Origin of the sequence: Brevundimonas nasdae (genome assembly GCF_016654005.1) — a bacterium.
Lineage (GTDB): Bacteria > Pseudomonadota > Alphaproteobacteria > Caulobacterales > Caulobacteraceae > Brevundimonas > Brevundimonas nasdae.
The window spans coordinates 243,713-262,042 of record NZ_JAEPWN010000001.1; the positions used below are offsets into that span (position 1 = coordinate 243,713).

Below are 18,330 nucleotides of genomic sequence, written 5' to 3' on the forward strand. Positions count from 1 at the left end.
TCGGACGTCTTCGACGCGCTATGGGCGGCTGCGCTAGTCCTTCTCCCCTTGCGGGAGAAGTTGCCCCCCGGAGGGGCGGATTAGAGGTCGCTCCTTTAGCTAGAAAGTTTCCTCATGGTTGTGCACAGTGGGCCTCAACTCCACGACGAATCGGACTCACCATGCTTCGCGAGCCAGCTCAATCTACCTTGGGGGAAGGAAAAATCCTTCAGGGAGACGTGCTGAAAGCTCTCAAGTCCGTCGAAACTGGATCCGTGGATTTGGTGGTGTCCTCTCCGCCGTACAATATTGGCAAGATATACGAACGAGATCAAACTCGGACCTTAGAAGAATATAAAGTCTGGCAAACGGCAGTGGTCGATGCTGTGTGCGAGAAAATTAAGACGTCCGGAAGTGTGTGTTGGCAGGTCGGAAGCTATATTAAAAATGGTGAAGTTTATCCGCTCGACATAATGTTCTATGACCTGTTTAAGAAGAACGGATTCAAACTTCGGAACAGGATAATTTGGCGATTCAACTTTGGTTTGAACTCAGATCGAAGGTTTTCTGGAAGATATGAGACCGTTCTCTGGTTCACAAAATCAGACGAATACAAGTTCAACCTAGACCCCGTTCGTGTCCCGCAACTGTATCCCGGAAAGCGACATTCAAAGAGCAAGGGGGTCAAGGCTGGTCTTCCAAGTGGGAACCCAAGGGGCAAGAACCCCTCTGATTACTGGGAGTTTTCCGCCGAGAAGGACTTTCTTGAAAATCCTGTTTGGGAAATTCCCAACGTCAAAGCCAACCATCCCGAGAAAACTGAACACCCTTGCCAGTTTCCCATCGAACTCGCGGAGCGTTGCGTCTTGGCGCTCAGTGAACCGGGAGATTTGGTCCTCGATCCCTTCGTGGGGACAGGCGCAGCCGTCTTAGCTGCTGTGAAGCAGAATAGGCGAGCGGTCGGCATCGATCGCGATCCGGCTTTTGTCAAACTTGCCCGAGCACGGCTGAAACAGCTTGCCGCCGGAAACTTGCCTGTTCGACCACTCGGGCGTCCCGTTAGCGCTCCAAGTGTGACGCAGAAAGTCGCGTTAGTTCCGGAAGAATGGCTGGAAGCAAGTTAGATACGCCTGGGGAGGGGCGCGAATGAAGAAGGCCGTCAAAACGAAGAAGGTAAAACCTCCGCTTTCCGCGCAGGATATTCTAAAACGCGACCACTTCAGTAGGGTCCGTACGCTGTTTCGTTTGGCTGGCTTCAAGCGAATCGGCAAGATGATGGATAAAGAGTTCACCTTCGAGGGGAGTACCTGCGATATAGATGATGTGTTCTACTTAGAGAACGTAATCGTTTTCGTAGAGTATACCGTATCAAATGAGGTGTCGGTCCATCTCAAAAAAAAGTCTGTGCCATTTCGGAAAATGGTAGAGAATCCGACGGGATTTCTCACTTATTTGAAGGCGACCTTTCCCGCATTCGCGGAGGCTGTATCGGGCATATACGATTTGGATCAGTGTCGCGTATTTGTTCTTTATGCATCGCGGCATGCGGTCGCAAATGAAACCAAAGCTGAAGTGCCAAGCGTGACGTATCTCGACTACAACGTTGTCCGATACTTGGAGAGCGTGTCTCGTGCGGTGCGGCATACTGCACGATACGAGATTCTCGAGTTTTTGGGCCTCCCGGTCTCGGAGTTTGGCTCAGCAATCCTCAATCCAGCCTCAGCCGCGACCTCAGTTTATGATGGTTCGGTGCTGCCAGAATCCCATTCGAACTTTGGCGCGGGCTTCAAGGTTGCCTCCTTCTACATCGATCCAGACGCGCTTCTGCAGCGCGCCTACGTCCTTAGACGCGATGGATGGCGGGGAGGGGCTAGCTTGTACCAACGCATGATTTCAAGTGCTAAGATTGAGAAAGTCCGGCGCTACTTGCGATCAAGAAAGCGGGTGTTCATAAACAACGTGATCGCCACGCTGCCATCAACAACGAAGATCGTCGACGAGGACGGTGCAACCACTGATACGGCGGCAATCAAGAAGACTAAGCGAGCGCGGATTCAAATACCAAACGAGATAGGAACTATCGGAATTATTGACGGCCAGCACCGTTTGTTCGCCTATCATGAAGGAGGCTCGGGTGAAACAGAGATTTCTGTCCTTCGAAAGCGGCAGAATCTTCTGGTCACAGGAATTATTTTTCCGCCCGGAATGTCGGATGACGAACAGATGCGCTTTCAGGCCAATCTGTTTTTGGAGATTAATTCTACCCAGACGGCAGTAAAATCCGATCTTACGCAAGAGATTGAAGTTTTACTTCGGCCCTATTCAGCAATTTCTATAGCGAAGAGAGTCATAAATCGGCTCAACGAGGGGAGCGGCGCGCTAGGCAATAAGTTTGAGAGATACTTCTACGACCAAGATAAAATGAAGACGACTTCGGTTGTCAGCTATGCGCTCGCGCATCTTGTGCGGATCGGAGGGCCGGATTCTCTTTTTAACGCATGGAAATCTCCGTCAAAGCAAGACCTCAAGACGCAAAACAACGACGCACTGTTGGATGAGTATGTCTCGTACTGCTCTATGGAGGTCGCTAAATTCATGTCGGCAGTAAAGTCTCAGGTCCCTGCGGAACGATGGACTGCAGATCGTAAGGTGCCAGGATATTTCCTTACGACTACAACGATAAACGGATGCCTGAGCTTGTTTAGGCGGATCGTTCGCAATGGAAAGCTGGCAGAGACCGCGAGCTACAAGGAGGCGCTTGACGGGCTGCAAGAATTCAAGTTCTCGGACTATAAATCCAGTCAATACAACAAGCTAGGAGAAGCGCTGTTTATTAAATACTTCTCGTAGTGCAGAACCCCTTCATCGTCCCTTCCTGAACCGCTCTTGCGCCTCCGCCGCCGCCTCCTTGCGCCATTTCTTCGGGGCTGACCGGTCCACCTCTTCGCCTGCGCCGGTCAGGGCTTCGTTGGCGAACTCCAGGTCCATCAGCTTCATGCGCTTGATCTCGTCGCGCAGGCGGGCGGCTTCCTCGAACTCCAGGTTGGAGGCGGCTTCGCGCATGCGGCCTTCCAGATCGCGCAGGGCGGCCTGGAAGTTGGTGCCGACGAAGGGTTTGGAGGCCTCGGCCACGCCCGGCTTGGTCAGGCGGTCCAGGTCGCGGGACTCATAGGGGCTTTCCAGGATCTCCTTGATGTCGCGCTTGACGCTTTCGGGCGTGATGCCGTGTTCGGTGTTGTAGGCGACCTGACGCTCGCGCCTGCGGTCTGTCTCGGCGATGGCGCGCTCCATCGAGCCGGTCATCCGGTCGGCATATAGAATGACGCGGCCGTCGACGTTGCGCGCGGCGCGGCCGATGGTCTGGATCAATGAGGTCTCGGAGCGCAGGAAGCCCTCCTTGTCCGCGTCCAGAATGGCGACCAGCCCGCACTCGGGGATGTCCAGACCCTCGCGCAGCAGGTTGATGCCGATCAGACAGTCGAACGACCCCAGCCGCAGGTCGCGCAGAATCTCGATCCGCTCCAGCGTGTCCACGTCCGAGTGCATGTAGCGGACGCGGATGCCCTGCTCATGCATGTATTCGGTCAGGTCCTCGGCCATCTTCTTGGTCAGGGTGGTGACCAGGGAGCGGTAGCCGGCGCGGGTGGTGGCCTTGACCTCGTCGATGACGTCATCGACCTGGTTGCGGGTAGCGCCTGAGACGGGGCGGATCTCGACCGGCGGGTCGATCAGGCCGGTGGGGCGGATGACCTGCTCGACAAAGACGCCGCCCGCCCGCTCCATCTCCCACGGGCCGGGGGTGGCGCTGACGTGAACCGTCTGGGGCCGCATGGCGTCCCATTCCTCGAACTTCAGCGGGCGGTTGTCGATGCAGGAGGGCAGGCGGAAGCCGTACTCCGCCAGGGTCGACTTGCGGCGGTAGTCGCCCCGGAACATGCCGTTGATCTGGCCGATGGTGACGTGGCTCTCGTCCACGAACAGCAGGGCGTTGTCGGGGATGTATTCAAAGAAGGTGGGCGGCGGCTCTCCCGGCGCGCGGCCGGTCAGCCAGCGGGAATAGTTCTCGATCCCCGCGCAGGAGCCGGTGGCCTCCATCATCTCCAGGTCGAAGCGGGTGCGCTGCTCCAGCCGCTGGGCCTCCAGCAGCTTGCCGTTCTCGACCATCCAGTCCAGCGTCTCCTTCAGCTCCGCCTTGATGCCCAGGGTCGCCTGGTTCAGCGTCGGGCGCGGGGTGACATAGTGGCTGGCCGCATAGACGGTGATCTCGGTCAGGTCGGCGGTCTTCTTGCCGGTCAGGGGATCGAACTCCTGGATCGCCTCCAGTTCGTCGCCGAACAGGCTGATGCGCCAGGCGCGGTCCTCAAGGTGGACCGGGAAGATCTCGATCACGTCGCCGCGTTTCCTGAACATGCCCCGGTCGAAGTTCAGGTCGTTGCGCTTGTACTGCAGCGCGATCAGGTCGGCCCGCAGCTTGGCCTCGTCGATCGTGTCCCCGACCTTCAGGCTGAAGGTCATGGCGGTGTAGGTCTCCACCGACCCGATGCCGTAAATGCAGCTGACCGAGGCGACCACGATCACATCGTCCCGCTCCAGAATCGCCCGCGTCGCCGAGTGCCGCATCCGGTCGATCTGCTCGTTTATTGACGAGTCTTTTTCGATGTAAGTGTCTGTTCTTGGGACATAAGCTTCCGGTTGATAATAGTCATAATAGCTGACGAAATATTCGACCGCATTGTCCGGGAAGAAGGCCTTGAACTCGGAATAGAGCTGGGCCGCCAGGGTCTTGTTAGGGGCCAGGATCAGGGCCGGGCGCTGGGTCTGTTCGATGACCTTGGCCATGGTGAAGGTCTTGCCCGAGCCGGTGACGCCCAGCAGCACCTGATCCCGATCGCCCGCCTCGGCCTGAGCCACCAGTTCGGCGATGGCGGCGGGCTGGTCGCCGGCGGGGGTGTATTTGGTCTCCAGTCGGAAGACGCCGCCCTTCTTGGTCCCCTCGCGCGAGGGACGGTGCGGCGCCCAGCCCGCAGGCGCGGCGACCGGCTCTTCCGGCGTCAGGCGCGGGCCGGTGACCGGGGCGAACATCGGCATGGCCTTGGCCGGTTTTCCCGTCTCGCGCACGAACTGCGCCGACGCCTCCTGCACGCCGGGGTTCGGCACATGGACGGGCTTGGTCGATTTCGAGGGGGAACGAGCCATGAACGCAACCTAATGTGCGTGTCGCATGTCCGCTAGGATTTGGTTGCGAGCGGGCGCTTTGAAGCTGGATTGTAAAGTTATGGCCGTACAATCTGCAGTTAAGTAACGTTTAAATAACGACGTAATATAAACCGAATCTGCCATATTATCGACTTAAAGTGGCAAATTAAGAATTTCCAAGGGCCAATTGTCGTCAAAAATGCCGCAGTTTTCCGACTAACGTTGCTTTCCTGACATATTTTTGTTGCCCACACTTCTCACGTTCCTTAGCCATCGAGGTATCAAAGGGGCGTTTCGCGAACATCGTTTTTTAGAACGGTGTTCGGATAACGTTGTGATTTCTGTTCGGCCTCATAAGCATTATAGGGACATATGAGTACTCATAAGAATTTCCTCCTAGGCTCCACGGTTGTTGGTAGTGCGGCAGCGGTTTCTCTGGCGCTTCTCACCTCGACTGCGGCCTTCGCGCAGACCGCAAATCAAGCCTCGACGCAGCAGGCTTCTGATGTGGATGAGGTCGTTGTCGTTGGTTCGCGTCTCCGTCGCGACAACTTCAATGCGCCGTCGCCGACTCAGGTCGTGACGCGTGAAGAAGCGACCCTGCAGGGCTTCGCTTCGACAGCTGAAGTGCTGCAAAGCGCGGCTGTCACGGGCGGCACCGCTCAGATCAACAACTCTTACGGCAACTTCGTCGTGAACGGCGGCGGCGGCGTCAATACGATTGGCCTGCGCGGCATGGGGCCGACCCGTACCCTAGTCCTGTTGAACGGTCGCCGCGTTTCGCCGGCAGGTTCGCGTGGATCGGTTGGTTCGGCAGACTTGAACGTGCTGCCGACTGCGATGATTGAACGCGTTGAAGTGCTGCGCGACGGCGCTTCGTCCATCTATGGATCGGACGCCATCGCCGGCGTTGTGAACATCCAGACGCGCAAAAACTTTGAGGGCCTCACCCTCGAGGCGCAGCGCAACGAAACCATGGAAGCTAATGGCAATGGCGGCTCGACCCGTCTGTCGCTGACGGCTGGCGCCCATGGTGATCGTTGGCGTGCTGCAGGTTCGATCGAACACTATGATCGTGACGAACTGACGCTGCGCGATCGCGCTTTCACCCGCTGCCAAACCGATGGCTTCCGCAACAACCGTGACTTCATCGATCCGCTTACCGGAGAGTCGAAGTGCTACCCGCTGACCACGACCGGTTCGAACGGTGTGACGATCAACACGATCGGCGCTGGTGTCGAAGGCGCGCGTGACGCAAACGGCAACCGCACCTTCCTGGGCACGACGGGTGTTGGTGCAGCTGGTTCGGTTGGAACCGTGTTCAACCGCTGGCGTCCTAACGCTGGCGTCAACACCGGCGTGATCGGCTTTGAAGGCGTCGGCGGCGGCGCGAACAACCTCAATGTTCGCGACACAACTGAAGACCGCAAGCTGAACACGTCGCTAATCTCGCCTGTCGAAATCACGACCATCTACGGTGAAGGCGGTTATCAGCTGCACGCTCTGGGCAACGCCGAGCTGTACGGCGAAGTGCTCTTCAATAACCGTAAGTCGTCGCAAACGGGTTACCGTCAGCTGTCGCTGGACTATGCCAAGGGCAGCCCGCTGATTCCGGGCAACCTGGCGTTCAGCACCTTCTCGGCTGACCAAGGCCTTAACAAGGGTCAAGATATCGGCGTTCGCGCCTTCATCGGCTTCGGCAACGACCACTCGTGGCAAGAGCAGAACTTCACGCGCGTCGTCACTGGCTTGAAGGGCGATTTCTTCCTGCCCGACTGGCGCTATGATGTTTCGGCGAGCTATTCGCGCTCGCGTTCGGAATATACAAGCGAACAGTTCCTGACTGACCGCCTGATCGAAACCCTGGACGTCGTTCGCGACGGAAGCGGTCGCTTCCAGTGCCGCCAACTGGCTACGAACCCGGGCTGTATCGCGGCTCCTGCTCTGACCTCTGACGTCATCGGCGGCAAGCTGCCGAAGGATTGGGTGGATTACGTCTTCCGTCCGGTCACCGGCGTGACAGAGTTTAATGAAACCATCGTCAGCGCCGGCATTGACGGTCCGCTGTTCAGCCTGCCTGCTGGCCAGGTCATGGGCTTCTTCGGTCTGGAATACCGTCGTTCGGAAATCGACGACACTCCTGGCCTGGATACCCAGAATGGCAACACCTACAACTACTCGACGTCGACCATCACGCGTGGGTCTGACTCGGTGTGGGAAGCCTTCGGTGAAATCGAAGCGCCTCTGCTGCGTGACGCGCCGTTCGCCAAGGAGCTGAGCCTGAACGCATCGTTCCGTTATACGGACTACGACTCGTACGGCGACGACACGACTTACAAGATCGGTCTGGTCTATCGTCCGATTGACTGGGTCACGGTGCGCGGCACCTACGGCACCTCCTACCGCGCTCCTGCGCTGTTCGAGCAGTTCGTCGGCGCAACCAGCGGCTTCCAATCCGCCGCTCAGGATCGCTGCAACAACTATGGCGCGCCTGATGTAAACCCGAACCGTGTGGCGAACTGTAAGTCACAAGGTTTGGCCGATGACTTCACGTCGGTGCAGAGCATTCGTGTGATCACTGCTGGTGGCGCTGATGCTGGTCTTGCTGCTGAAACCTCGACCAACATGACCGTTGGTTTGGTGGTGCAGCCGCCGCTGCCCTCCGGTTGGGGTAATCTGGCGTTCGCCGTCGATTACTACGAAATCGAGGTCAAGAACGGCGTTGACCGTACCGGTTATGGCAACATCTTGACGCGTTGCTATGACTCGAACCCGGCTGACTTTGCTGCCCGCAACGGCTTCTGCCGTCTGGTCGAGCGCGATCCTTCGAACAGCGCGCTGACTGTCTATGACAGCTACGTCAACCTGGCGACGGACATCGTTAAGGGGCTGGACTACACGGTCCGTTACCGTGTGAACGCGGGCCCGGGCACGGCGTTGTTCAACCTTGCCGTCACCCAGTACACGGAAATCTCGAACAAGCTGTTCGATGATGATCCCCTGGAAGACTACGTTGGTATGGTCAACAACCCGGAGTTCACCGGCACGGCTGATGTCTCCTACACGTGGGACAAGTGGCGCGTACGTTACGGTGTTGAGTGGATCAAGGGCACCGATAGCTACGAGTACTACGGCTTGAACCCGGCTACGACGCAGTATGACCTGGATGTCGGCGATTACTGGCTGCATAACGCTTCGGTCCAATATTCGGGCCAAGGCTGGACGCTGACCGCTGGCGTTCGCAACATCTTCAACGAAGATCCCCCCACCATCTCGGCGGGCGTGTACAACCGGGTCGGCAACGCTCCGCTGTACTCGGGCTACGACTACCTGGGCCGCACGGCCTTCCTGAACGTGACGAAGTCCTTCTAAGGACTGCAGTCATCGTATGAGACTAGGCGGCGGACTTCGGTCCGCCGCCTTTTTCAATTCAGGGCAGTACGGCAAGAGCGTAAAATTCTTGACTCCCTCATACAGTATGCCCCATACACTGTGTGTCGCACACTATGCGGCGCATGGAGTGGCGACGGGTGAGTCAGGATGAGGAACTGCTGTTTGAAAGCCTGCGGCTGGAGCTGCGGAGGGGGTCGCTGATCCTGGCGGTGCTGGCCAGTCTGAGACGCGAGCAATACGGCTATTCGCTGCGGGTCGCGCTGGGCGAGGCGGGGATCGAGATGGAGGAGAGCACCCTCTATCCGTTGCTGCGCCGTCTGGAGAGCCAGGGCCTGCTGGACAGTGAATGGCGTGAGGAGGACCGCAGGAAGAAGCGGTTCTATCGGCTGTCGGGGCGGGGCGAGGCGATGCTGGCGCGGCTGGCGACGGAATGGCGCGGCCTGTCCGCTTCGCTGGAGAAGATGCTGTGAAAACGGAAAATCAGACGGGAGAGGCCGGGATGGATCTGGTGGAGCGTTATCTGAGCGCCGTGGCGGCGCAACTGCCCAAGGATGTGCGCGAGGACATCGTCGCCGAACTGCGCGACGAGATCATGGGCCGTCTGGAGGCGCTGGAAGGGCGTCTGGGGCGGGCGGCGACTGATGATGAAGTCGAGGCTCTGCTGCGCGAGGTCGGGCATCCGCTGACAGTGGCGGCGCGCTATCGGTCCGGCCCGCAGGCGCTGATCGGGGCGGAGCTTTATCCCTGGTGGTGGTTCGCGGTGAAGGTGGCGCTGATGGTGCTGGTCTGCGTGACGGTGCTGGGCGCCGTGGCGCGGGTGGCGACCGGCGACATCTATGTCGGCAAGGCGATCGGCCAGGCGATCAACGGCTTCATCAGCGGCGGCTTCACATTGGTCGGGGTTCTGACCGTCATCGGTTTCTTCATCGAGCGGCAGGACAGGAAGCCGAAATTCATCTCGGAATGGCGGGTCAAGGATCTGGCTCTGTTCGAGATCGGCAATCTGGACGCCGAGACCTGGGGCGAGCGGCTGGCCAAGGGAGATTGGTCCGGGCCCAAGGCCCAGAAGGGCGTCGAGGTCCGCAAGAACGCCCAGATGTCGCCGGCGGCGCGCGCGGTGGCCAGCGCCATCGGCTGGACGGTGCTGCTGCTGTGGTGGACCAATCTGACGCCGATCACGCCGGTGCGGCCGCAGGATCTGGCGGGCGTGATCAGCGGCGTTGATTATGGCGTCATCCTGCGCGGCATTGTCGAGGCGGCGTACTGGCCCGTGATCGTCTTCGCCCTGGCGCGGATCGCCTTTGACATCACGCGGACTGCGACGGGATCGCCGGTGCGCCTGACGGCCTTGGGCGACCTGGTGTTCGCCGCGGCGACGGCCTGGGCCATGTGGTGGCTGTTCTTCCACTCGCCGCTGAGCCCGCTGATCTGGGTTCCGACGGCGGAGGCCTTCTGGCAGCGGGTCGTGGACCTGTTCCGCAGCGGCGACTTCCAGGTGGCGACCGTGATCATGATCGCCGTGGTCTGGGGCTATATCGCCGAGGTGTGGCGCATGATCAAATCGACGGCGCGGCTGATCGTGGGGCGCGAGTCCTGAGCAGCCGAAGTCCGGCCCCGGCTGCAGCCGGGGCCGGTGCAGGTCAGCGGATCGAGGAGACCCTGTTGGCCATGCCGACACGGTTCAGATCGCCGGTTGAGCGGCTGATCGTGGTGCAGCGTCCGCGATAGCGGGCGTCTTCGCAGATCTGAACCCGGCCGCGGATGACCCGGATCGAGCGGATATTGTCGTTGAAGCCGCGATGGTCGGCCAGATTGTCGATGGGGTGGCGGATGCGAAGCTGCTGCCCGCTGTAGTTGGCGCGGGTGTAGGCGATGACTTCGAACGCGCCGCCGGACGGGGGACGCGGAGGCTCAGGCGGGCGTGGGCCGGGGCCGGGCGGCACGGGCGGGCGAGGACCGCCGCCGCCAGGACCGCAGCGCAGATAACCGTTGTCGTTGCGGATGTCGCTGCCGCGACAGCTGTTGGTGTCCAGGGTCGAGGAGACAGGCGCGCCTCGTTCATTGGTGCATTGGGCGCGCAGCAGATTGCCGTTCAGGGATATGCCCCGACAGGTCTGCTGGTACGAGCCGGGGGGAACGCCGCCGCCGGGCGGGCGGGGCGGACTGGTGCGTTGCTGGGCGGAGGCGCTGAAAGCCATCGCGGCGACGGCGCCGATGACAACGAGATGAGGCAGGCGAACCACGGCGTTACTCCCTCTTTTTTATGTGCAGACGGGGTGAGGCTATGCCTGTCGCGATCTGAGCGCGAATCGAATCTCGCTGGGCTTGAACATCGGTGCAGGCGATCCATGTCCGAAAACCGCGAGACATGAGGCGGGCGAGCGCCCATCTTGTCCGACATGGAACAGATGCTGGATCAGGAAGCCTGCTGGCGCGCCGTGGTGGCGCGGGACGCCCGGTTCGACGGGCGGTTCTTCACCGGCGTGCTGTCGACGGGGATCTATTGCCGCCCGGTGTGTCCGGCGCGGACGCCCAATCGCGGCAATGTGGTGTTTCACCCCACGGCGGCGGCGGCGCAGGAGGCGGGTCTGCGCGCCTGTCTGAGATGCAGGCCCGAGACGGCGCCCGAGATGGGCGCCTGGCGCGGCACCTCCAACACCGTCAGCCGAGCCCTGGCCCTGATCGAGGCGGGGGCGCTGGATACGGGGGACGCCGATGCGCTGGCGGCGCGGCTGGGCGTGGGCGAACGGCATCTGCGCCGCCTGTTCCGCCAGCATCTGGGCGCGGCCCCGGTCAGCGTGGCCCAGACGCGGCGGGTGCTGCTGGCCAAACAACTGATCCACGACAGCGACCTGTCGATGGCCGAGGTGGCGATGGCGTCCGGCTTCGGCAGCGTCAGGCGGTTCAACGAAACATTCCAGGCCCTGTACGGCCGCCCGCCTTCCGAACTGCGCCGTCGCACGGTGAACGAGGCGCGCGGCGAGGCGGTGCGGATCAGTCTGGCCTATCGCCCGCCCTATGACTGGGGCGCGATGATCGCGGCCCTGGGCGCGCGGGACGCGGACGACGAGGCGGTCGAGGCAGGCGTCTGGACGCGGCGCCTGACGCCGGACACGGACGGGACGCAGGGCTCGGTGTCGGTCCAGCCGGGCGCGGCGAACCGGCTGGCGGTCCAGGCGCGGGTGTCCGAGCTGAAGGCCCTGCCGGGGGTTCTGGCGCGGGTGCGGCGGGTGTTTGATCTGGCCGCCGACCCAGAGGCCATCGCCCATGACCTTTCGCACGATCCGGCGCTGGCGGCGGCGATAGAGGCGCGGCCCGGTCTGCGCCCGCCCGGAGACTGGATCGACGCGGGCGAGGATGCGCCCAGCGACCGGCTGGCGACGACGGATGCGGCCCTGACGGCGCGGGCGGAACACTGGAGGCCGTGGCGCGCCTATGGGGCGCTGTACTGGAACACGATCAAGGAGACGCGTGATGACGAAGCCGCTTGAAAACCTGATCCTGACGCTGGACCGCATCGGATCTCCGGTCGGCGAGGTTCTGGTGGCGACCGACGCCCAGGGCGCGGTGCGGGCGCTGGACTTTCATGACTATGAGGCGCGGTTTCTGCGCCTGCTGCGCCGCCATTATGGCGAGGTGACCCTGGTTCCCGGTCCTGCGCCCGAGCCTGTGCGGCGGGCGGTTCAGGCCTATTTCGGCGGCGATCTGTCGGCGTTCGACGGCGTCGAGGTGAAGACCGGCGGCACCGATTTCCAACGGTCGGTCTGGCGGGCGCTGCGCACCATTCCGGCAGGCGAGACCTGGACCTATGGACGGCTGGCGCAGGCGGTCGGATCGCCCAGGGCGGTGCGGGCCGTGGGCCTGGCCAACGGGTCCAACCCCATCGCCGTCATCGTGCCGTGCCACCGGGTGATCGGCGCGAACGGAACCCTGACCGGCTATGCCGGCGGGCTGGAGCGCAAGCGCTGGCTTCTGGCGCACGAAGCGGGCGGGCGGCTGATTTAATTCAGCGGCTGAGGCGGGGTTGTCGATGCGGGGGCGACGAAGTTGATCGCCGTCGGCGGCGCACCCGCCTGAAGCTTGTTGATGTAGTCCAACTCACGCTTGGCGTTGGCGTCATCCTCGTCAATGGCCAGCGCGGCCTCATAGGCGGCCTTGGCTTCATCCAGACGGCCCAGTTCGATCAGGCTGAAACCGCGTCGGCGATGAAAGGCATCATCGTGCAAGGTCAGCAGGATGTCGTCGCTGTCCAGAGCTTCGTCGGCAAGGGCCAGAGCCTCGTCCCAACGTTGCGCGCCTTGCAGGGCGACGATTTTTTCCGAGAGCAGCAGCCAGTTGGCCGGTTGGATCTTCAGGGCGCGGTCCAGATAGGCGAGGGCTTCGTCGTAGCGTCGGCCTTCCACAGCCTCAGAGGCCAGCAGAAGGGCGATGTCGCCATAGACATTCGCAAGCGTGATGGCGGCCCGGGACTTGCCGGTATCGTCGGGCGCGGACAGCATGACCATCATCAGCAAGACGTCGCCGCCGTCGCTCAGGCGCGCGACGCTTGTTTCATGCTGAACGACCACCTGGGCATAGTCGTCAGGCATGCGGTCAAACGCAGCGCGTAGAGCGGGCAGATGGCGGGTCAGACCCGCATAGCCGCGCGACTGAAAATCCTTGATTGCACGGTCATAGGTCTGAGCGTCGCGAACCTCCTGACGGGTCTGGAAGTTGGCGGCGCGAAGCTGCGCCGTCTGAGCGGTTGCGGGTGCGGAAACGCTCAAGGGCGCGGTGGCGAGCACAAGGCTGGCGGCCAGGATGCGAAACATGAAGTGCGTTCCTGTCTGTTTGGAACGCCAGAGTAAGCATGAATACCCGTATTTGGCGAGGTGGGCTTCAGCCCATGGTGAACCGTTCCGGCGGCAGGGCGGCGGGGGTGAAGCGGCCCTGGCGGACGGCGCCGCGGAACGGATAGGCGCGGGTGATGCGGATGCCGACCGAGGCGCGGCCCGGTCCCTGCGGCTTGAAGGCCAGCGGCGCCTCACCCTGCAGCACGCCGTTGACATAGGCGCGGTAGGTCGCGCCGTCGAAGGTCTGGGCCACATGGCTCCACTGGCCCAGCGGGTGGATGCGGTCGGGGAAGATCAACGGCTGGCGATAGCCGGGACCGAAGGCGAAGGTGTCCAGATACCAGCCCTGTTCGACGACCCTCACCTCGAACAGCATCCGCGCCTCGGGCGCATCTGGCGCGGGGTCGCTTTCCAGATGGAACCAGCGCTGTTCAAAGGCGCCGCCGTCGGGGCGGAACAGGGCTTCGAAGGTGAAGGTCCTGGCGCCCGCCAGCGGATGATTGTCGATGAACAGGGCGTCGTTCGCGCCATCGAACCAGACGGCCTGACCCCACGGGCTGTCGATCAGGCGCGGCGCCCCCTCGACCGTGGTTCTGAAACCGCCGATGTCGGACAGCCGGTCGAAGGTCCAGACGGTCTGGTCCGCCGCCAAGCCCGCGCGGGGCCGGCCGGTTTGGGGCAGGGCGGCGCAGGCGCTCAGGCCGACGGGCGCGGCCAGCAGCGCCCGTCGGCTGAGACGGAACGCACTTTCGTCAGGCGACGCCGTCAAGGAACAGGCGGCAGGCGGGGTTGGCGGTCTCATCGACATAGGGATAGCCCAGCAGGGCCAGGGCGTCCTCCAACAGATGCTGTTCCTGCGGCGGTACGCAGATGCCCGCCAGCACCCGGCCCACATCGTCGCCGTGGTTGCGATAGTGGAACAGGGTCATGGCCCAGGCCGGCTGCAGGCTGTTGAGGAAGCGCAGGAAGGCGCCCGGCCGTTCGGGGAACTGGAAGCGCAATATGCGTTCGTGCGGCAGGCCGACGGTGCGCCCGCCGACCATGTAGCGGACGTGCAGTTTCGCCGTCTCGTTGTCGCTCATGTCCTCGACCGCATAGCCCCCCGCGCGCAGGCTCTGGATAAGATCATCGCGTTCGTGAGGCCCGTTGCGCAGGGCCACGCCGACGAAGATCTGGGCCAGGCCGTCGCCGGACCAGCGATAGTTGAACTCGGTCACCGAGCGGCCGTCCAGGCTGTTCAGGAAGCGGCGGTAGTCGTCGCGGTCGTCCTTCATCGCCACGGCCAGCAGGGCCTCGGCGCCCTCGCCGATCTCGGCCCGTTCGGCGACGTGGCGCAGGCGGTCGAAGTTGACGTTGGCGCCCGAGTTGATGGCGATCAGGCTGCCCGATCCCGGATGGGCGGCGGACCAGGCCTTCAGCCCCGCCAGGGCTACGGCGCCGGACGGTTCGGCGATGGCGCGGCTGTCGTCGAAGATGTCCTTGATGGCGGCGCAGATGGCGTCGGTGTCCACCAGCACGATCTCGTCCAGCAACGCGTTGCACAGGGCGAAGGTCTGGTCGCCCGCACGGCGCACGGCGACCCCGTCGGCGAACAGGCCGACTTCGTTCAGGGCGACCACCTCGCCTGCGTCGATGGCTGATTTCATGGTCGGGGCGTCCACCGGCTCGACGCCGATGACGCGGGTTTCGGGACGCAGGAACTTCAGTATGGCCGCAACCCCCGCCGCCAGACCGCCGCCGCCGATGGGCACGAAGACGGCCTCGATAGGGTCGGCGTGCTGGCGGGCGATCTCCAGCCCGACGGTGCCTTGCCCCGCGATCACGTCGGGATCGTCGAAGGGGTGGATGAAGGCGGCGCCGGTCTGGGCCTCCAGATGGCGGGCGTGGGCATAGGCCTCGTCGAAGCTGTCGCCATGCAGCACGACCTCGCCGCCCAGGGCGCGCACGGCGGCGACCTTGATGCCCGGCGTGGTGGTCGGCATGACGATGGTCGCGGGCGTGTTGCGACGCGCGGCGGCCAGGGCCACCCCTTGCGCATGATTGCCCGCCGAGGCGCAGATGACGCCGCGCGCCAGCTCCGCCTCAGACAGGTTGGCGATCTTGTTGTAGGCGCCGCGGATCTTGAACGAGAAGACCGGCTGCAGGTCCTCGCGTTTCAGCAGGACGGGCCGGTCCAGCCGCGCCGACAGGCGGCGCAGCGGATCAAGCGGGGTCTCCTCCGCCACGTCGTACACGCGGGCGGTCAGGATGCGGCGGATGGTGTCTTGCACGTTTCTATCGAATTTGAGGCGCTGCCCGGATTGAATGTGTCGATAGGGGCGTGTGCGTCCAAGGTCGAGCAAAAACGGTGCCGGACCTCGGGCGCGGTCAGATCAGGTCGGCCTGCAGCCGGTTGGCCCACAGGGCGGCGCGTTTCTTTAGCTCGTCCTTGCGCGCCATGTCCGACAGATCGGGCGACAGCCGGTCCAGCTGTTCGAAGCGGAAATCCTCTGGCGTATGCGCCTTCCACGCCTGCTGGAGCGAGGCGAAGGGGCTGGCGCCCTGTTTTAGCGCGAACCACAGGCCGTTCTGCTGGGTGTCGATATGGCGGCTCTGCCCCACCCAGGTCTGGCCGGTGGCGGTGCAGATGACGGCGAACACCCCCGCGATCGTGGGGCGGTCCTTGTAGGCGGCGATCAGGTCTTTGCGTGCGGCGCCAGTCATGGCGATCTCCTATTTATCCGGGTCAAATGCCAGATAATATAATCCGGGTAAATATCTAGCGTCGCCAGCAAGATAATTTGGTTGCGAGTGTAACCTGTAGGTTATATGTAACCTGCAGGTATCATTATTGAGTGCATGGACATGGTGGATCAGGTCGAGGTCGAAAAACGAAAAGCGCTGGTGAGCGCGCGCTTGATACGACACCGGCGCGAGGGGGTGATGCTGGGCTGTTTGGCGGCGGGGGCTTTGATCTTGATGGTCATGGCGTTTCAAAACCCAGTGCCGCCTCTGGTGGCGATGGTCGCCCTTTCCCTGTCTCTGATTGTCCTTGGGCTGACGTGCCTGCTGTTCTTCGACCTTTGGGGGCGTCGTGACGCTGATCGAGATGCGCTCAGGGAGGCCTGGGACCGAGATCAGGTGCAGAGCGCCGAGGCGTTGCAAGTTGTCGTTATGGCGGCGTTTGGCCTGCTGTACATGACGTTCGGTGCGAGGGCGGCGTGGCAGATCGCATTACAGAATGGCGATCTGGTGGACTGGCAGGCGGCGGTGGTTTCTTTGGCCCTGCCAGCCGTCGTCATCAAAATGATCTTGAGCGGCAAGAGGGTGCAGAGGCGACCAGGCGCCGCCGAGAAAGATGCTGACGAACTGACGATCCATTTCCGGCGCAGCGCCGTCACCTGGTCTTTTGTGGCGGCTTTGGCCGCGATGGCCGGGGTCTATATTGCAGGTCTTATCAATGCGCCGTTGGCGACGGCGGGGATGCCTGTCGTATTCGAGATTTCGGCGCTCACCGCCGCGCTTCGTTACTGGTGGCTGGACCGGCAGGCGTCACGTGGCTGAGCCCAGATTGATCGTGCGTTTGAAAGAAGTGCGCACGGCGGCCGGTTTGACCCAGCAGGAGCTGGCGGATCGGGCCGGGGTTTCCCGCAAGACGGTGAACACCATCGAGAACCGCATTTTCACGCCCTCGGTCGTGGTGGCCCTGACCTTGGCGAAGGCGCTGGACGCGCCGTTGGGCGCACTGTTCGAACTGAGCGATTAAAGTTGTGACTTGCGCGCCAGCCGCATCGGCCTACATTGTTCCTGCTTATGCTAACTTTGAGCATAAGGGTTGTGGGAGGATGGTCATGGCGGATGGCGCCTTTGGTCTGACGAAGGAACTGGAGCGGGAGACCGCCGGCGTGTGGGCCAAGGTCAAGGACCACGTCACCCCGCTGGAATGGCCCGAACAGGCCCGGTTGATCAGCGAAATCAACCGGCTGAAGGTTGAGCGCAACGCCGTCATCCTGGCCCACAACTATATGACGCCCGAGGTCTTCCACGGGGTCGGCGACTATGTCGGCGACAGTTTGGGACTGGCCAAGGAGGCCGCGCGGTCTGACGCCAAGGTGATCGTCCAGGCGGGCGTGCATTTCATGGCCGAGACGTCGAAGATCCTGTCGCCGGAAAAGACCGTGCTGATCCCCGACCTGCGCGCGGGCTGTTCGCTGGCGTCGTCGATCACGGGCGCCGACGTGCGGCTGATCAAGCAGCGCTATCCCGGTCTGCCGGTCGTGACCTATGTGAACACCACGGCGGACGTGAAGGCCGAGACCGACATCTGCTGCACCAGCGCCAACGCCGTGCAGGTGGTGGAATGGGCGGCCAAGGAATGGGGCGTGGACCGCGTCATCCTGATCCCCGACGAATATCTGGCCCGCAATGTCGCCGCCCAGACCACGGTCGGCGTCATCGCCTGGAAGGGCCGGTGCGAGGTGCACGAACGCTTCACCGCCGCCGACATCGTCGAGATGCGCGCCGCCTATCCGGGCGCTGAAATCCTGGCCCACCCCGAATGCCCCGAGGACGTGATGGCGGCGGCGGACTTCGCCGGATCGACGGCGGCGATGATCGACTATGTCGAGGCCAGACGGCCCAAACAGGTGGTCATGATCACCGAATGTTCGATGGCGTCGAACGTCGCGGGCGACGTTCCGGGCGTGCAGTTCATCGGCCCGTGCAACCTGTGCCCGCACATGAAGCGGATCACGCTGGAGAACATCCGGGACTGCCTGCTGCACATGCAGTTCGAGGTGACCGTGCCGAAGGATATGATCGAACGCGGGCGTCAGGCCGTGCAGCGGATGATCGACTTGCCGCCGCCCGTCGTCCCGGCGCGCTATGACCTGATCAAGGCCAAACACCACGTCGCCGTTGAGCTGATCTAAGGCCATGGCGCGGCGATCCG

At 62.4% G+C, this 18,330-nt stretch carries 16 protein-coding genes; 10 read left to right on the forward strand and 6 right to left on the reverse strand.

Annotated features, from left to right (window positions below; all coding sequences use genetic code 11):
• Positions 1 to 161: 161 nt before the first annotated feature.
• Entirely contained in the window at positions 162 to 1,103 is a 942-nt protein-coding gene (locus JKF87_RS01225; RefSeq protein ID WP_201096590.1) for a DNA-methyltransferase, read from the forward strand.
• A gap of 22 nt (positions 1,104 to 1,125) precedes the next feature.
• Complete coding sequence (locus JKF87_RS01230; protein ID WP_201096592.1) at positions 1,126 to 2,829, forward strand: DGQHR domain-containing protein; 1,704 nt, start codon at positions 1,126 to 1,128, stop codon at positions 2,827 to 2,829.
• A gap of 12 nt (positions 2,830 to 2,841) precedes the next feature.
• On the opposite strand, the gene uvrB is transcribed toward JKF87_RS01230, so the two are convergent.
• Complete coding sequence (gene uvrB / locus JKF87_RS01235) at positions 2,842 to 5,175, reverse strand: excinuclease ABC subunit UvrB (RefSeq protein ID WP_201096594.1); 2,334 nt, start codon at positions 5,173 to 5,175, stop codon at positions 2,842 to 2,844.
• Positions 5,176 to 5,547: 372 nt separating this feature from the next.
• On the opposite strand from uvrB, the gene JKF87_RS01240 reads away from it, so the two are divergent.
• From JKF87_RS01240 to JKF87_RS01250, 3 genes are all read left to right on the forward strand, one after another.
• Complete coding sequence (locus tag JKF87_RS01240; RefSeq protein WP_201096596.1) at positions 5,548 to 8,547, forward strand: TonB-dependent receptor plug domain-containing protein; 3,000 nt, start codon at positions 5,548 to 5,550, stop codon at positions 8,545 to 8,547.
• Between the two features lie 143 nt (positions 8,548 to 8,690).
• Positions 8,691 to 9,038 (forward strand): PadR family transcriptional regulator, encoded by a 348-nt coding sequence (locus JKF87_RS01245; RefSeq protein ID WP_236261010.1) that lies wholly within the window; start codon positions 8,691 to 8,693, stop codon positions 9,036 to 9,038.
• Positions 9,035 to 10,165, forward strand: coding sequence for an HAAS signaling domain-containing protein (locus JKF87_RS01250; protein ID WP_307417179.1), 1,131 nt, complete (start codon positions 9,035 to 9,037; stop codon positions 10,163 to 10,165). The genes JKF87_RS01245 and JKF87_RS01250 overlap by 4 nt, the downstream gene beginning before the upstream one ends.
• A gap of 43 nt (positions 10,166 to 10,208) precedes the next feature.
• Here the strand turns inward: JKF87_RS01250 and JKF87_RS01255 are convergent, their stop codons facing one another.
• Positions 10,209 to 10,811, reverse strand: coding sequence for a beta/gamma crystallin-related protein (locus tag JKF87_RS01255; RefSeq protein ID WP_201096600.1), 603 nt, complete (start codon positions 10,809 to 10,811; stop codon positions 10,209 to 10,211).
• Positions 10,812 to 10,967: 156 nt separating this feature from the next.
• Between JKF87_RS01255 and JKF87_RS01260 the strand changes: the two genes are divergently transcribed.
• Together JKF87_RS01260 and JKF87_RS01265 are read left to right on the forward strand one after the other, a co-directional pair.
• On the forward strand, positions 10,968 to 12,059 hold the full coding sequence (locus JKF87_RS01260; protein ID WP_201097186.1) for a bifunctional transcriptional activator/DNA repair enzyme AdaA: 1,092 nt from the start codon (positions 10,968 to 10,970) through the stop codon (positions 12,057 to 12,059).
• Positions 12,043 to 12,573 (forward strand): methylated-DNA--[protein]-cysteine S-methyltransferase, encoded by a 531-nt coding sequence (locus tag JKF87_RS01265; protein WP_236261011.1) that lies wholly within the window; start codon positions 12,043 to 12,045, stop codon positions 12,571 to 12,573. Before JKF87_RS01260 ends, JKF87_RS01265 begins: the two co-directional genes overlap by 17 nt.
• Here the strand turns inward: JKF87_RS01265 and JKF87_RS01270 are convergent.
• The 4 genes from JKF87_RS01270 to JKF87_RS01285 all read right to left on the reverse strand — a co-directional run bounded on the left by JKF87_RS01270 (position 12,570) and on the right by JKF87_RS01285 (position 16,103).
• Positions 12,570 to 13,379 (reverse strand): tetratricopeptide repeat protein, encoded by an 810-nt coding sequence (locus JKF87_RS01270; RefSeq protein ID WP_201096602.1) that lies wholly within the window; start codon positions 13,377 to 13,379, stop codon positions 12,570 to 12,572. The two genes, JKF87_RS01265 and JKF87_RS01270, sit on opposite strands and share 4 nt — an antisense overlap.
• Before the next feature lie 67 nt (positions 13,380 to 13,446).
• Positions 13,447 to 14,169, reverse strand: a complete 723-nt coding sequence (locus JKF87_RS01275; RefSeq protein WP_236261012.1) for a LamG domain-containing protein — start codon at positions 14,167 to 14,169, stop codon at positions 13,447 to 13,449.
• The gene (gene ilvA, locus JKF87_RS01280) at positions 14,153 to 15,670 is read right to left on the reverse strand and encodes a threonine ammonia-lyase, biosynthetic (RefSeq protein ID WP_201096604.1); all 1,518 of its coding nucleotides are present in this window, start codon (positions 15,668 to 15,670) and stop codon (positions 14,153 to 14,155) included. Before ilvA ends, JKF87_RS01275 begins: the two co-directional genes overlap by 17 nt.
• Before the next feature lie 97 nt (positions 15,671 to 15,767).
• Positions 15,768 to 16,103, reverse strand: a complete 336-nt coding sequence (locus JKF87_RS01285) for a GIY-YIG nuclease family protein (protein WP_201096606.1) — start codon at positions 16,101 to 16,103, stop codon at positions 15,768 to 15,770.
• Between the two features lie 141 nt (positions 16,104 to 16,244).
• Between JKF87_RS01285 and JKF87_RS01290 the strand changes: the two genes are divergently transcribed.
• From JKF87_RS01290 to nadA, 3 genes are all read left to right on the forward strand, one after another.
• Entirely contained in the window at positions 16,245 to 16,943 is a 699-nt protein-coding gene (locus JKF87_RS01290) for a hypothetical protein (RefSeq protein ID WP_201096608.1), read from the forward strand.
• Positions 16,944 to 16,956: 13 nt separating this feature from the next.
• The gene (locus tag JKF87_RS01295) at positions 16,957 to 17,145 is read left to right on the forward strand and encodes a helix-turn-helix transcriptional regulator (RefSeq protein ID WP_317134887.1); all 189 of its coding nucleotides are present in this window, start codon (positions 16,957 to 16,959) and stop codon (positions 17,143 to 17,145) included.
• Between the two features lie 85 nt (positions 17,146 to 17,230).
• Positions 17,231 to 18,310, forward strand: coding sequence for a quinolinate synthase NadA (gene nadA, locus JKF87_RS01300; RefSeq protein ID WP_201096612.1), 1,080 nt, complete (start codon positions 17,231 to 17,233; stop codon positions 18,308 to 18,310).
• Positions 18,311 to 18,330 lie beyond the last annotated feature (20 nt).